Consider the following 15710-nt stretch of genomic DNA (forward strand, 5'->3'; position numbering starts at 1 on the left):
GTGCAAACTTCTCTTGAATCATTTTGTAAAATGATTCAAGAGAAGTTTGCACAGATCGCAAAAATTCGGTTTATTTKGAAATATGAACAAGCAGAACCTGCTGCTCTMGTTGAGGAGTATTGGGTATTATTTATGGAATGGTTACAGCGAGAAGTCCCTTCTGTAAATGGTTGGTTGTCCAAAGCTAGGTTCGAAGTACAGGGGAATGCCCTATCGTTGATCATGTTAGATGCTATAGGTTTAGAATTAGCGAAGAAAAAGAATATCGATATGTTTATTCGGAATTTTTTTCATAACTTTTTTCAAACAGAGCTATCTGTCAAATATGCCATAAGTGATACTACAGAAATCGTTGCGGAATATGAGAAGTTTGCAAAGCAGCGCGAGCAAKGTGAAAAATCATATACACAAGAAATCATGATGTCCATCGACATGGAGGAAGAAGAGTCGTCCTTGCCTGAGGGTGATCTGAAACTAGTCATGGGCATTGATATAAAAGAAGTTCCTACGCCACTTAAGGATATCCAAGAAGAAGAGAAGAAAATCGCTGTACAAGGTACTGTATTTGGCTTGGATGTCAAAGAATTAAGAAATGGCAATACGTTATTCACTTTCAATATTACAGATTTCAGTGATTCACTAGCAATGAAGGTTTTTGCGAAGACCAAGGACGATGTGAAGATCATGAGTCTTCTTGCCAATGGGACTTGGATTAGAGCAAGAGGGAAAGTTGAGTATGATCGTTTCATGCAAATTCCTGAGCTGGTGATGATTCCGAATGATCTATACGAAGTGATGGCACCAAGGGATCGTATGGATGACGCTGCTGAGAAGCGAGTAGAGTTTCATTTGCACACGACGATGAGCACGATGGACGCACTGACACCTATCGATCAATATGTGAAAATGGCGGCAAAATGGGGTCATAAAGCGATTGCTGTTACAGACCATAGCAATATTCAATGTTTTCCTGATGCCGGAAAAGCGGCCAAAAAGCATGGGATTAAAGTGATTTATGGTGTTGAAGCGAATGTAGTTAATGATTCGGTACCTATTGTCATGAATGGTCGAGATCTTGACTTGAAACAAGCCACTTATGTTATTTTCGACGTGGAGACGACAGGACTTTCTGTTATCAATAATCGAATTATTGAGCTTGCAGGCGTTAAAATGCAGGATGGGAAAGAAATAGATCGCTTTGCAACATTCATTAATCCACACGAGAAAATCCCTTATAACATTCAACAATTAACGAATATTAATGATGATATGGTCAAAGATGCTCCAGATATTGAGGACGAGTTGCCTAAGTTTGTTGAGTTTATTGGAGACTGTGTGCTTGTCGCACATAACGCGCGATTTGATATGGGCTTTCTCCAAGCGAATTTAAAGCGCATGAACCTTCCAGAGGTTACGAATGCTGTTCTTGATACGTTGGAGCTAGCTAGATTTCTCTTTCCTTCTATGAAAAACCACCGATTAAACACATTGTCGGATAAATTCAAAGTGGGCCTTGATAATCATCACCGTGCGATTGATGACTCGATTGCTCTTGGACATGTACTATACCATTTAATTAATGAGGCTAATGATCGTCAAATTACGAGCTTAGCTAAACTAAACGATTATGTGGGGAAAGACCTCTCGAATCAGCGCCCTTTTCATTGTTGTATTTACGCACTCAACCCAGTCGGCAAGAAAAATTTATTTAAACTGATCTCATTGTCTCATACTACCTATTTGCAGCGAGCTGCGACAATCCCCAAAAGTGTATTGGTCGAACACAGAGATGGACTTCTAGTCACCTCTGGATGCGAGAAAGGGGAATTTTTCGAAGCTGTTCTTAATAAAACGATTGAGGAAGCTGAACAGGTTTCGGAATTCTATGACATTCTCGAAATTCAACCCGTTAGCTATAATATGCATCTCGTAGAAAAAGGCTTGGTTGGTTCTAAAGAAGATCTAGAGGATGCTGTTCGTCGTGTATGTGAAATTGGTTATAAAACGGGTAAGCCGGTCATTGCCACTGGGAACGTTCATTATCTGAATCCGCGTGAGAAAGTGTGTCGGGATATTACGATCAATGGGATTACAGGCTTTAGTCCGCTGAAAGCAGTGAAAAAGCCTGACGCACATTTCCGTACAACAAAAGAAATGCTCGAAGAGTTTAAGTTTTTGGGTGAAGAAAAGGCAATTGAGGTTGTCATTCGCAGTACGAATGATCTTGCCGATCGGTTTGAATCTATCGAGCTTTTCCCAGACAAGCTATTCACACCTATTATCGAGGGTGCAGACGAAGAAATTCGAACAACCTGTTATGAAACTGCGAAAAGTATGTACGGGGAAGAGCTTCCCGAAGTCATTATTGCGCGACTAGAGAAGGAACTAGTTCCGATTATTAAATTCGGATTCTCTGCCAACTATTTGATTTCCGAACGTCTCGTGAAAAAATCGAATGCGGATGGCTATCTGGTAGGTTCTCGGGGATCCGTTGGCTCCTCTGTCGTTGCCATGATGTTAGGGATTTCAGAAGTTAATCCATTGCCACCTCACTATATATGCCTTTCCTGCAGGCACAGTGAATGGTTCCTTGACGGTAGTGTTCCGAGTGGTTTCGATTTGCCAAACAAAGTATGTCCTTCCTGCGGCGGGAATTTAAAAGGGGATGGGCATGACATTCCGTTCGAAACGTTCTTAGGATTTAAAGGGGACAAGGTTCCCGATATCGATTTGAACTTCTCAGGGGTTTATCAGCCGGTTGCACATAACTTCACGAAGGAGATCTTTGGACCTAAGAATGTATTCCGGGCAGGGACAATCGGTACTGTTGCTGAGAAAACGGCTTTCGGATTCGTAAAGAAATATGAAGAAGAACAAGGTCAGAAATGGCGCGGTGCAGAAATTGCGCGGTTGGCTTCAGGCTGTACGGGGGTCAAAAGAAGTACTGGGCAGCATCCAGGCGGTATTGTTGTTGTTCCTGATTACATTGAGGTTGATGATATTACACCGGTTCAATTCCCTGCAGATGATAAAAATTCAGAATGGATGACGACACATTTTGACTATCATGCTTTCGATGCGAACCTGCTCAAATTAGATATTCTGGGGCACGACGATCCGACGATGATGAGAATGCTTCAGGATTTGACAGGCATCGATCCAACAACGATTCCAATGAATGATGCCAAGGCGATGAGTATCTTCAATTCTACGGATGCACTAGGCGTAAGGCCAGATCAAATTCGTTCTCCTGTGGCTACGTATGGCGTTCCCGAAATGGGAACCAAATTCGTTCGTCAGATGCTTCAAGAAACGCAACCTTCGTCTTTCGCCGATTTATTGCAAATTTCAGGGTTGTCACACGGAACAGGCGTTTGGTTGGGGAATGCGCAAGAGCTTATCAAAAAAGGGATTTGTAACATTAAGACAGTTATTGGCTGTCGGGATGATATCATGCTGTATCTGATTTACAAAGCGGGAATGGATGCTGGTCTTGCTTTTAAAATTACGGAGAGCGTTCGTAAAGGGAAGGGCCTTACCGACGAATGGAAAGAAGAGATGAAACGCTGTAATGTTCCCGCTTGGTATATTGAATCCTGCGAACGGATTGAGTATATGTTTCCAAAAGCGCATGCTGCAGCTTACGTTATCTCCGCCGTTCGTACTGCTTACTTCAAGGTGTATCATCCGATAGCTTACTATGCTACTTACTTTAGTGTCCGCGCAGCTGATTTTGATCTTGAACTGCTTTGCCAAGGATATGATGCGATTCTCAGACAACTCGTAGAGATTGAAGCGAAAGGTTTCCAAGCACTACCGAAAGAGAAAGCTATGGTTTCAATTCTTGAAATGTCACTGGAAATGACGTCACGCGGCTTTAGTTTCAAGCCGATTGACATCTACCGCTCCGATGCAACGAAGTTTATCATTGATGGCAATTCCTTAATTCCACCGTTTGCAGCGATGTCAGGAATTGGTGAAAATGCGGCTAAAAACATTGCGGCTGCTAAGGATGATGGGGATTTCTTATCCATTGAGGACTTCCAGAATCGTTCCAAAGCTTCCAAAACGGTAATTGAATTGTTAAGCTCAATGGGTTGCTTCCGCGGGTTGCCTGAATCCAATCAACTCTCATTGTTCTAGTCATAAGATGCTTAAGAAGTCACTTTTTCTTCGAAAAACTTTAAAGTAGATGCTTACGAAGCGAGTTTTCTAAAGAAAACTTTAGGCTGTCAAGTGAAAATGATTAACAAGTTTGCTATTGTAATGCAAAGAATGGTTATGGTATAATTTTTATTGGCAATAATGAGGATATCATCTTGTGATTAAAGAGTGGGGAAACCCACTCTTTACATTTTGATATAGGACTTTTCGGGATACGACAAGGAGAAGTCAATTTAGGAGGTACACATATCTGTGGCTACACAAGAACAAATCAAATCCATCATTGAGGACATGCTGAAGGATTTTGTTGAACAAAATGGATTTGAAATCGTGGATATTGAATATGTCAAAGAAGGCAGCAATTGGTTCCTTCGCGTCTATGCTGACAAAGAAGGCGGAATTGATATAGATGATTGCGGCCGCATCAGTGAATACTTAAGTGTTCAATTGGATGAGAAAGATCCGATTACTGATGCTTATTTCTTGGAAGTTTCTTCTCCTGGAGCAGAACGTCCGCTTAAGAAAACTCAAGATTATTATAAAGCCGTGAATAGTCACGTATTTGTTACTTCGTATGAACCGATCGACGGTTCTAAGGAATTTGAAGGGTTGTTGCAGTCTTATGACGAGGAAGTACTCGTGATTGAGATTGGTAAAAAGAAAATCAGCATTCCGGTTGCCAAAGTAGCTAGTGCACGTCTCGCTATCGTATTTTAGTAATCGTTACTTATTGAAGGGGGGGACTCAGTTCAAATGAACACGGATTTTATTGAAGCGCTGTCGGAAATTGAACGAGAGAAGGGTATCTCCAAGGAGCTACTCATTGATGCTATTGAAGCGGCGATGATTTCAAGTTATAAACGTAATTTCAACACGGCACAGAACGTACGTGTAGATATCAATCGACATACGGGTCTTATTAAGGTTTATGCACGGAAGACCGTAACAGAGGAAGTATTGGATCCAAGATTGGAAATTTCTGTTCATGCATCGCGTGAAATTAATCCGAACTACCAATTGGAAGATATTGTTGAAATTGAAGTGACGCCTCGTGATTTTGGACGTATTGCTGCACAAACCGCTAAACAGGTTGTAACGCAACGAATCCGCGAAGCCGAGCGTGGCTTAATTTATAATGCGTTTATCGATAAAGAAGAAGATATCGTAACGGGTATCCTGCAACGTCAAGACCAACGTAATATTTATGTTGACCTTGGCAAAGTAGAAGCTGTTCTTCCACTTACGGAGCTTATGCCTACGGATAAGTTCAAACAGGGAGACCGTATTAAAGCTTATATTACGAAAGTCGAGAACACGACAAAGGGACCTCAAATTATTTTATCGAGAACACATCCAGGTTTGTTGAAGCGTCTATTTGAGCTTGAAGTGCCTGAGATTTTCGATGGCGTAGTAGAGATTCGTTCCGTTGCACGTGAAGCAGGCTTCCGTTCGAAGATTGCTGTTCATTCTCGTAACCCAGAGGTTGATCCAGTCGGATCATGCGTAGGCCCTAAAGGACTTCGCGTACAAACAATTGTAACCGAGCTGCGCGGAGAGAAAATTGATATCGTTCGCTGGATGGAGAGTGTAGAAGAGTATGTAGCGAATGCGCTAAGCCCTTCTAAAGTGCTTGAAGTTCAGATTCATGAAAATGAAAAAATGGCACGAGTCATTGTACCTGATTATCAGCTTTCTCTGGCAATTGGGATTAAAGGACAGAACGCCCGTTTAGCTGCAAAGCTAACAGGTTGGAAAATCGATATCAAGAGCGAAACACAAGCAGAACAAGAATATGGCAGAGTGAAAACTTACTCGGAAGAGATGCACCAAGATTCGATTAGCATCGATTAAGTTTTTGTTTGGAACAAGGGGTGATCGGAATGAAGCAGAGAAAAATCCCTCTGAGAAAATGCGTTGCCTGTCAGGAAATGATGCCGAAGAGGGAATTGATCCGCGTCGTCAAAACGCCTGAGGATTACATTCTCATTGATCTTAAGGGGAAGAAGTCTGGGCGCGGTGCCTACCTGTGCGGTAAAGTTTCTTGTTTTAAATTGGCAAAGAAAAGCAAAGCCCTGGATAGAGCTCTGAAGCATGCTGTAGGCGCAGACATTTATGACCAACTGGAACAAGATTTCATTCGTGTTGAAGATGAATTCCTTTCTTCGAAAGAGGAGGAGGAATCAGAAGATGAATCCTAAATTTTTAAATCAATTAGGATTAGCGATGAGAGCCGGTAAACTCGTAACGGGTGACGAAGGTGTATTCAAAGCCATTCGCTCGGGTGAGGCCAAGCTAGTTATTATGGCGGAAGACGCTTCTGCTAATACACGTAAGAAATTTCAAGATAAATGCCTATTTTATGGGATTAAGCTCATGGAAGTCGGTACGAAGTATGAATTGGGCCGCAGCATTGGGAAAGAAATGCGTGTCACCATAGGTGTATTGGACGGAGGCTTCGCGCAGATGCTGCAGAAGAGTCAAGAAAATCCTGCGGAGGTGAAACATATTGACCAATAAACAAGATAATAAAGACAAGACACGCGTGTACGAATACGCGAAACAGCTCAATATGAGCAGCAAAGAAATTATTACCATTCTCAAACGATTAAATATACCTGTTAACAACCATATGAGTGTTATGGAGAATGACGCAGTTAGCAGTGTGGAAAAGTTTTTTAGAGATATCAAAGCTAATGCAGCTGCCAAACGAGCAGCTACGGACGGAGGAAATGTGAGTTCATCTACGACGAATCAGAATCCTGCATCGCAGGCTCCAGCACAAGAGAATAAAGGTGCAGTAACTCCGGCGGCAAAGCCAGTTACTACTGAGCAACAATCAACTAGTCAACCGACTACATCAACTGGAGCCACGTCTCCACAACAAGGTCAGTCTACACAAAATACGTCAAGTCGCCCCCCACAATCACGTCCAAGTGGTCAAAGCAGCAACTACCAAGGAAATCGCCCTAATAATAGCCAAGGCGGACAACGTACGGGCTATCAAGGATCTAATCCAAATGGTGGACGTCCAAGTGGTCAAGGTTCCAGCCAAGGTGGACAGCGTACAGGTTACCAAGGTTCCAATCCTGGTGGACAACGTCCGGCAGGCCAAGGCTCCAGCCAAGGCGGACAACGTACGGGTGGTTACCAAGGTTCCAATCCTAGTGGACAACGTCCTGCAGGTGGAAGCAGCGGTGGCTACAACAACAGCAGTCGTCCAGCTAGTCAAGGATACAGCCAAGGCGGCCAAGGACAAGGCGGAGCACCTCGCACGAATAGTAATTATGCAGGCACTCGTCCGAATCAAGGTGCAGGCGGCGCTGGCGCAAGCAGTGGTCAAAGCGCGAACAGTGGACGTCCACAATCTAGTCCGAATCGCAGTGCTGGCCCTAATCGTCAGTCCAAGCCTTTCGAGAACCGCAATAATAACCAAAGTGGAAGACCAGTAGTTCAAGAAGCGAAACCGCAATTTCATGTTGGCGCAACAGCGGCTGAGTTGGATGATGCAGCAGCAAAAGCTGGCGTGATCACAACGAAGAAATCCAAACCAACACCAAAACGTTTTGACGATAATAGATCTGGTGGTAATCGTGGTCCTGGTGGCAACAACAGAGGCAACCAACGCGGAAACAACAGAGGTCGTTACCAACAAGACATGGTTAAGAAAGAAAAAGTGGATAACACACCTAAGAAGATCATCGTTCGTGGTAATATGACTGTTGGTGAAACAGCGAAATTGCTTCACAAAGATGCTTCTGAAGTTATTAAGAAACTTTTATTCCTTGGCACAATGGCTACGATCAACCAAGAGTTAGATTTGGAAACTATTCAATTGATTGCGACCGAATTTGGTGTTGAAGTTGAAATCAAAATCAAAGTCGAAGAAGATAACTTCGAAACATTCGAAGAAATCGATGACGAGGCTGACTTGCTCGAACGTCCACCTGTTGTTACGATCATGGGTCACGTCGATCACGGTAAAACAACATTGCTTGATGCCATTCGTAAAACGAGTGTAACTGAAGGCGAAGCAGGCGGGATTACACAGCACATCGGTGCTTATCAAGTCGAAGTTAATCATAAGAAAATTACTTTCTTGGATACACCAGGTCACGAAGCGTTTACTACAATGCGTGCCCGCGGTGCTCAAGTTACGGATATTACGATTATCGTTGTTGCAGCAGATGATGGTGTAATGCCACAAACCGTAGAAGCGATTAGTCATGCTAAAGCGGCTGGCGTACCGATCATTGTAGCCGTGAACAAGATTGATAAAGAAGGCGCTAATCCAGACCAAATCAAGCAAGCTCTAACGGCTTATGAGTTAGTTCCGGAAGAGTGGGGCGGCGATACGATTTTCTGCGAAATTTCCGCAAAACAACGTATTGGTCTTGAAAACTTGCTTGAAATGATTTTGCTAGTAGCTGAAGTACAAGAGTACAAGGCTAACCCGAACAAGCGTGCTAGAGCGACTGTTATTGAGGCTGAGTTGGATAAAGGAAGAGGCCCAGTGGCTAGAATCCTAATTCAACACGGTACGTTAAAAGTTGGAGATAGCTTCGTTGCCGGTGTATGCTTCGGTCGTGTTCGTGCGATCGTAAACGATAAAGGTAAACGTTTGAAAGAAGCAGGTCCTTCAACTCCGGTTGAAATCACGGGTCTGACAGAAGTTCCACAAGCTGGGGATCCGTTCTTGGCTTATGAAGATGAGCGTAAAGCAAGAGACATTGCAGATCGTCGTGCGATTGCACTTCGTCAATCCGAGATGACAGCTAATTCACGTGTTACTCTGGAAGACCTCTTTAAGCATATTAAAGATGGTGAAGTGAAAGATCTGAATGTGATTATCAAAGGTGACGTTCAAGGTTCTGTAGAAGCACTGAAAAGCTCTCTTGAGAAGATTGAAGTTGAAGGTGTTCGCGTTAAGATTCTTCACAATGGTGTTGGCGCAGTAACTGAATCAGATATTATTCTGGCATCTGCTTCCAATGCGATTATTATTGGATTTAACGTTCGTCCTGAGCCTGCTGCGAAAGCAACGGCTGATCAAGAGAAAGTTGATATCMGTCTGCATAACATCATTTACAACGTAATCGAAGAAATCGAGCAAGCGATGAAAGGCATGCTGGATCCAATCTTCAAAGAAGTTGTTCTTGGTCAAGCTGAAGTACGTAATGTTTTCAAAATTACAGGTTCAGGAACAATTGCAGGTTGTTATGTAACTTCAGGTAAAATTGCTCGTAATGCACAAACTCGCTTAGTTCGTAGCGGAATTGTTGTTCATGAAGGCAAAATTGATTCCTTGAAACGATTTAAGGATGATCAAAAAGAAGTTGCACAAGGCTATGAGTGTGGTATATCTCTTGAGCGTTATCATGATATTAAAGAGGGCGACATCATCGAAGCCTTTATCATGGAGTCCGTTGAGAGGTGATTAAAAAATGGCTAGAGTTCGTGTAGGTCGAGTTGGTGAACAAATCAAGAAAGAGTTAAGTCAAATCATTCAAGCGGAGCTGAAAGACCCACGTATTGGTTTCATGACCGTTACAGGTGTTGAAGTGACGAATGATTTATCCCTGGCTCGTGTGTATCTAAGTGTAATGGGAACTGAAGAAGAGAAAGCTGCCACCCTTAAGGCGCTTTCTGTTGCTTCAGGATATATTCGCTCAGAGTTAGGCAAACGAATTCGTTTGCGTAAGATTCCAGAGCTTCAGTTTAAATTTGACGCTTCTATCGACTATGGTAGTCACATTGACCAATTGTTGTATAAGCTCAATCAGGAAGGAAATACAAACGTATGAATAGCGGAATGAACCATGCCACCGAATACTGTCAGCAGCTGGCAGCAGCAGCTGCATTTATCGAGCAGCATGATGATTTCTTGGTTGTATCTCACATCCAGCCGGATGGAGATGCCGCCAGTTCAACGTATGCAACAGGTTGGATATTAAGTCGGCTTGGGAAGTCATTCACAATGATCAATGAGGGCGCTATGCCCTCTAAATTTTCCTACTTAGCAGGTAGTAAACATACGATTGATTATAGTGAACAGGCACCGAATCGACTTTATCAAACCATCATAAGTGTTGATTGTGCTGATTTCTCCAGAATGGGTAGGATCAGCACTCTTTTTGATGAGCAGGCAAACCTGCTCAATATTGATCATCATCCAACAAATGATGAATTTGGTTCCTGTCATTTAATCAAGCATGATGCCGCGGCGACCGTTCAAATTTTGTATGATTTGGCGTTACATATGAAACTGCAACCTGATATTTACTTCGGTGAATGCATTTATACTGGCTTGCTTACAGATACAGGTGGATTTCGATACTCAAATACCTCTTCAGAGGTTATGAAAATTGGAGCCTCCATGTTGGAGTTAGGGGTCAAKGGTGCTGAAATCGCTGAGCATGTACTTGAACGAATGACGTATGCACAGATTGTACTTCTCCAAAAAGCGCTATCCACACTTTCCTTTGCCTATGATCGAAAGTTAGCTTGGCTTGCTGTGTCGCTAGCAGATTTAGAGTTAACAGGTGCGTCGAGCGATGATTTGGACGGTTTAGTGAATTATCCTCGTAATGTTGAGGGTGTTGAAGTGGGCATGTTGATTAAAGAGAAGGCACCTGGCGTCATTAAAGTAAGTCTGCGCTCCTCTGGACTAGTCGATGTTGCTGCAGTAGCACAATCACTAGGTGGTGGAGGACATGTTCGCGCGTCAGGATGTACTATCCATGGTACGCTAGATGAAGCAATTGCTAGAATGGTTGAGGAAGTAGGGGACAAGCTGAAATGACGCTAGAAGGCATACTGCCTGTTTGGAAACCAGCGGGCTTTACATCACATGATGTTGTCGCCAAAGTTAGAAGGATACTAAGTATTAAAAGAATTGGTCATACGGGTACGCTTGACCCACAGGTGACAGGGGTACTGCCACTTTGCATCGGTCGTGCTACACGGATGGTTGAATATATTCAAGAGTTGCCGAAGGAATATGAAGCTGTTTTACGTATTGGCTTATCTACAGATACTGAAGATATGACGGGGACAGTCTTGGAAGAGGTGCCTCATGTGTCACTTGACGAAAGTCAAGTACGTGAAGTGCTGGAATCTTTCGTAGGAGACATCGAACAAATCCCTCCTATGTTCTCTGCTGTTAAAGTAGATGGTAAACGACTCTACGAATTGGCGAGAGAAGGTAAGGAAGTTGAACGAAAAGCTAGGAAGGCGACCATCCATGAACTTGAGATTCTCGAGCTCAACTTGGATCAGAAGCACCCTGAAATTCGTTTCCGAGCTGTGTGCTCCAAAGGTACCTACATCAGAACATTATGTGTAGATTTAGGAAAAGCACTCGGATATCCGGCCGTTATGGTAAGTTTGATACGTACGTCAACAGGGAATATTCGTAAAGAGCAATGTTTAACCTTTGAGCAGATTGTTCAATTGCTGGAGGAAGGATCATTGCAGCAGCATATGATTCCAATGGACATTGCGATMTCACACATACCATCTATCTCCCTCACTGATCAAGAAGCACTTCATTCCTTGCAAGGTAAGAAAATAGCTCTAGCTGCGAATCGAGTGGCTCATGCAGATGCATCACAAACCATATTTCGGGCCTATTCTCCAGATGAACGATTTCTTGGTCTGTTTGAATGGAAAAGCACTAGCCACGTCTTGGTCCMGGCCAAAGTATTCCTTTAATCATAACGTCGCGGGACGGGTTGAAATGGGTAGGTGAACGAACTTTTATGCAAATAATACCAATATCATATCCGATGGATTTGGATCAGCTAACACAGTTTGTAGGGAAACAAGTGGTGGCCATTGGTGACTTCGATGGTGTACATTTAGGACACCAAGAGGTAATAGGACGGGCAAAGCTAACGGCTAAGAACCTTGGACTAAACTCTGCCATCATGACCTTCTATCCCCATCCTAGGGCTGTAATGGGGCAAGATAAATATGTGGAGTCGTTGACTCCCACGAAGAAGAAGATGGAGATCTTTGAAAGCATGGGCATCAATCATGCTTACATCGTAACGTTTGATGCCTCGCTCATGCGACTKTCTCCGGAACAATTCGTCGATCAAGTCCTTGATCGTCTTGGCGTGGATAGTGTCATATGTGGTTTTGATTTTACCTTTGGATTTCAAGGTAAAGGTACTCCGGATTCACTCTGTGAGTTGAGTCACGGGAAATTTTCTGTTGAAGTGGTGAGACCTTTTCATATGAATGGTGAAAAAGTGAGCAGTACGCGTATACGTGAAGCATTGCAGGTTGGAGAATTGGAAACTGTGACTAGGCTGTTAGGACGTCCCTATAGCATAAGTGGTACTGTAGTAGATGGGGCGAAGAGAGGGAGAACCCTTGGTTTTCCTACAGCGAATCTCCAACTAGAAGAACCGTATGTCAGTCCGACGAACGGAGTCTACGCAATAAAAGCAACCGTCCGCGGGGAAGTTTATCAAGGTGTCATGAATATTGGTGTGAAACCAACATTTGAGACAGGAGAACTCAAACCATCATTTGAAGCGCATTTATTTGAATTTTCTGAGCAAATATATGGAGAAACCGTTCTGGTTGAGCTTATCGCTTTTCTTAGACCCGAACGTAAATTCACTTCACTAGAAGAATTAGTTGCTCAAATAAAGCTTGATACAGCTGAAGCAAGACAGAAATTGACGTTAGAGACTTAATCCTACATTTACTTCTACTAGTCAATTGTGATATACTGAATAACGTTGTCGAATGGACTTGTTCGTTTGGCATGAACCTTAGCTTGGATTGACGTTTTCATCGGCGCTTTCTAGGCTAGCGGGGATACTAATAGAATTTAGGAGATGAACGATTATGGCAATTACGCAAGAGCGCAAAACGCAACTGATTCAAACTCACAAGGTACACGATACCGACACAGGTTCACCTGAGGTACAAGTAGCAATCCTTACAGAAAACATTGTTAACCTTACAGACCACCTTCGTACACACAAGAAAGATCACCACTCCCGTCGTGGTTTGCTTAAAATGGTTGGACAACGTCGTAAGTTGCTAGCATATGTTAAAAACAAAGATGTAAGCCGCTATAGTGCTTTGATTGCAAAGCTTGGTTTGCGTCGATAAAACCGACAATGAGAAGCAACCTGTTGCTCCTTTGCTAGGCTTGATAAAGCTCTGGCAGAGAGCAGCAAATGGTTGCTTTTTCTTGTATTTTTAAAACAGGAAAAGAAGGAAATACTAGACATAACGCAGAAATAGAGGATAACTCCATAGCTTGTCTATTTGCATACATACGGAGCAGATTCAGATTGGTCTCTGGATCTTATGATTTCTGTACATGTTTATCAAACACATATTTTGAAATTCAAACCATGCCTTAGGAGGATTTTATGGAGACAAGGGTACAAATGGAACTTGGCGGTAAGCCGTTCATTCTTGAAACAGGCCGACTAGCCAAACAAGCCAATGCAGCTGTAACTGTTCGTTATGGCGACACGGTTGTGCTTAGTACAGTAACGGCTTCCAGCGGACCGAAAGATTTAGATTTCTTTCCGTTAACTGTGAATTATGAAGAAAGATTATACGCGGTAGGTAAAATTCCTGGTGGTTTTATCAAGCGTGAAGGACGTCCTAGTGAGAAAGCTATTCTTGCGAGCCGTTTGACGGATCGTCCGATTCGTCCACTTTTCCCAGAAGGCTTCCGTAATGATGTTCAAATCGTGTCGATCGTCATGAGCGTTGATCAAGAGTGCCCACCTGAAATGGCTGCAATGATCGGTACTTCTGCTGCACTTGCGATCTCTGATGTTCCTTTTAACGGACCTGTTGGTGGCGTGATTGTTGGACGTGTTGATGGACAATTCGTTATCAATCCAACTGGTGAAATTGCAGAGAAGAGCGATCTTCACTTAACTGTAGCTGGTACCAAAGATGCGATTATGATGGTTGAAGCTGGAGCGAAAGAAGTTTCAGAGGAAGTTGTCCTTGAAGCGATCATGTTTGGTCATGATGAAATTCGTAAGATAGTTGCGATTATCGAGGAATTGGTTGAGCAAGTAGGTAAGCCGAAAATGGAAGTTAAACTCCATGCTGTTGATGCTGAAGTGAATAGCGCGGTGCGTGAATTTGCTCAAGCAAGATTAGTGGATGCGATCAAAATTCCTGAGAAACATGCTCGTCAAGAAGCGATCGATGTTGTCAATGCAGATGCTGTTGGGCATTTCACAGCTTTATATGTAGAAACACCTGGTCTTCTAGGTGATGTGAAAGAAACACTTTATGATATCGTGAAAGAGGAAGTACGCCGCTTAATCACGCATGATAAAGTAAGACCAGATGGACGTAAACCAGAAGAAATTCGTCCAATTGAGTGCGATGTTAACTTGTTGCCGCGCACGCACGGTTCCGGTTTGTTCACACGTGGACAAACGCAAGCTCTTAGTATTTGTACATTAGGTGCGCTTGGTGATGTTCAAATCTTGGACGGTTTAGATCTGACTGAAACGAAACGTTTCATGCATCATTATAACTTCCCGCCATTCAGCGTTGGGGAAGCGAGACCATTGCGTCCTCCAGGTCGTCGTGAAATTGGACATGGTGCATTAGGTGAGCGAGCTATTGAGGCGATTATCCCGAATGAAATTGAGTTCCCTTACACAATACGTCTTGTGTCTGAAGTGTTGGAATCGAACGGTTCGACTTCTCAAGCAAGTATTTGTGCAAGTATTCTTGCACTTATGGATGCTGGGGTTCCGATTAAAGCGCCAGTTGCAGGTATTGCAATGGGTCTAATCAAAGACGGCGATCATTTCTCCATTTTGTCCGATATTCAAGGTATGGAAGATCACCTAGGCGATATGGACTTTAAAGTTGCAGGTACTGCAGAAGGCATCACAGCACTACAAATGGATATCAAAATTGACGGCATCGACCGCAGCATTTTGCAACAATCGTTGCAACAAGCCAAAGAAGGCCGCTTGCATATTTTGAGCAAAATGGTATCACGTATTTCTACACCAAACAAAAATCTTTCAAAATATGCGCCTAAAATTCTCACAATGAACATCAACCCGGATAAAATCCGTGATGTCATTGGAGCGGGCGGTAAAATCATCAATAAAATTATTGAAGAAACTGGCGTGAAGATCGACATTGAGCAAGACGGCCGCGTATTCATTGCATCGTCGAATCAAGAAATGAATGAGAAAGCTCGTTCCATTATTGAAGGTATCGTACGTGAAGTCATCGTTGGCGAAACTTACCTTGGTACAGTGAAACGCGTAGAGAAATTCGGCGCATTCGTTGAAATTCTACCTGGTAAAGAAGGTCTCGTACACATTTCACAAATTTCTACTGAGCGTGTAGCGAAAGTAGAAGACGTTGTGAACATTGGTGATCAAATTACTGTTAAAGTTACAGAGATTGATCAACAAGGAAGAGTAAATCTTTCACGCAAAGCAACGTTAACTTCACAGGTCTCTGCACAAAGCTAGAGAATCGTAGATCGTGAGTGCGTTTCATTCATAGTTCAGGATAAAGAG

General features: G+C 43.0%; 12 protein-coding genes. All 12 read left to right on the top strand.

All coding sequences use genetic code 11. The features are described from left to right. Positions 1 to 4143 (top strand): PolC-type DNA polymerase III (locus AC1DLM_RS27350; protein WP_477571727.1); only part of this gene is annotated, 4143 nt, incomplete at its 5' end. A gap of 273 nt (positions 4144 to 4416) precedes the next feature. Then, the gene (gene rimP / locus AC1DLM_RS27355; RefSeq protein WP_441990501.1) at positions 4417 to 4881 is read left to right on the top strand and encodes a ribosome maturation factor RimP; all 465 of its coding nucleotides are present in this window, start codon (positions 4417 to 4419) and stop codon (positions 4879 to 4881) included. Between the two features lie 36 nt (positions 4882 to 4917). Further along, on the top strand, positions 4918 to 6015 hold the full coding sequence (gene nusA / locus AC1DLM_RS27360) for a transcription termination factor NusA (protein ID WP_028558311.1): 1098 nt from the start codon (positions 4918 to 4920) through the stop codon (positions 6013 to 6015). A gap of 29 nt (positions 6016 to 6044) precedes the next feature. Continuing rightward, positions 6045 to 6362 (top strand): RNase P modulator RnpM, encoded by a 318-nt coding sequence (rnpM, locus tag AC1DLM_RS27365; RefSeq protein WP_477571728.1) that lies wholly within the window; start codon positions 6045 to 6047, stop codon positions 6360 to 6362. After that, complete coding sequence (locus AC1DLM_RS27370) at positions 6352 to 6681, top strand: L7Ae/L30e/S12e/Gadd45 family ribosomal protein (protein WP_477571729.1); 330 nt, start codon at positions 6352 to 6354, stop codon at positions 6679 to 6681. The genes rnpM and AC1DLM_RS27370 overlap by 11 nt, the downstream gene beginning before the upstream one ends. After that, positions 6671 to 9598: a translation initiation factor IF-2 gene (gene infB, locus AC1DLM_RS27375; RefSeq protein ID WP_477571730.1), complete on the top strand. Its 2928-nt coding sequence runs from the start codon at positions 6671 to 6673 to the stop codon at positions 9596 to 9598. The genes AC1DLM_RS27370 and infB overlap by 11 nt, the downstream gene beginning before the upstream one ends. A 7-nt stretch (positions 9599 to 9605) precedes the next feature. After that, positions 9606 to 9965, top strand: a complete 360-nt coding sequence (gene rbfA / locus AC1DLM_RS27380) for a 30S ribosome-binding factor RbfA (RefSeq protein ID WP_056625044.1) — start codon at positions 9606 to 9608, stop codon at positions 9963 to 9965. After that, a complete protein-coding gene (locus AC1DLM_RS27385; RefSeq protein WP_477571731.1) occupies positions 9962 to 10963 on the top strand; it encodes a DHH family phosphoesterase in 1002 nt (333 codons plus the stop codon). The genes rbfA and AC1DLM_RS27385 overlap by 4 nt, the downstream gene beginning before the upstream one ends. Then, positions 10960 to 11874 carry a tRNA pseudouridine(55) synthase TruB gene (truB, locus tag AC1DLM_RS27390; protein ID WP_477571732.1) on the top strand — a complete coding sequence of 305 codons (915 nt, stop codon included), beginning with the start codon at positions 10960 to 10962 and terminating at the stop codon, positions 11872 to 11874. Before AC1DLM_RS27385 ends, truB begins: the two co-directional genes overlap by 4 nt. 47 nt (positions 11875 to 11921) lie before the next feature. Beyond that, positions 11922 to 12869, top strand: a complete 948-nt coding sequence (locus AC1DLM_RS27395; RefSeq protein WP_441990497.1) for a bifunctional riboflavin kinase/FAD synthetase — start codon at positions 11922 to 11924, stop codon at positions 12867 to 12869. A gap of 154 nt (positions 12870 to 13023) precedes the next feature. After that, positions 13024 to 13293 (top strand): 30S ribosomal protein S15, encoded by a 270-nt coding sequence (rpsO, locus tag AC1DLM_RS27400; RefSeq protein WP_028558319.1) that lies wholly within the window; start codon positions 13024 to 13026, stop codon positions 13291 to 13293. 266 nt (positions 13294 to 13559) lie between these two features. Continuing rightward, a complete protein-coding gene (pnp, locus tag AC1DLM_RS27405; protein ID WP_171635850.1) occupies positions 13560 to 15662 on the top strand; it encodes a polyribonucleotide nucleotidyltransferase in 2103 nt (700 codons plus the stop codon). Positions 15663 to 15710 lie beyond the last annotated feature (48 nt).

Source organism: Paenibacillus sp. 01T442 (genome assembly GCF_056398345.1).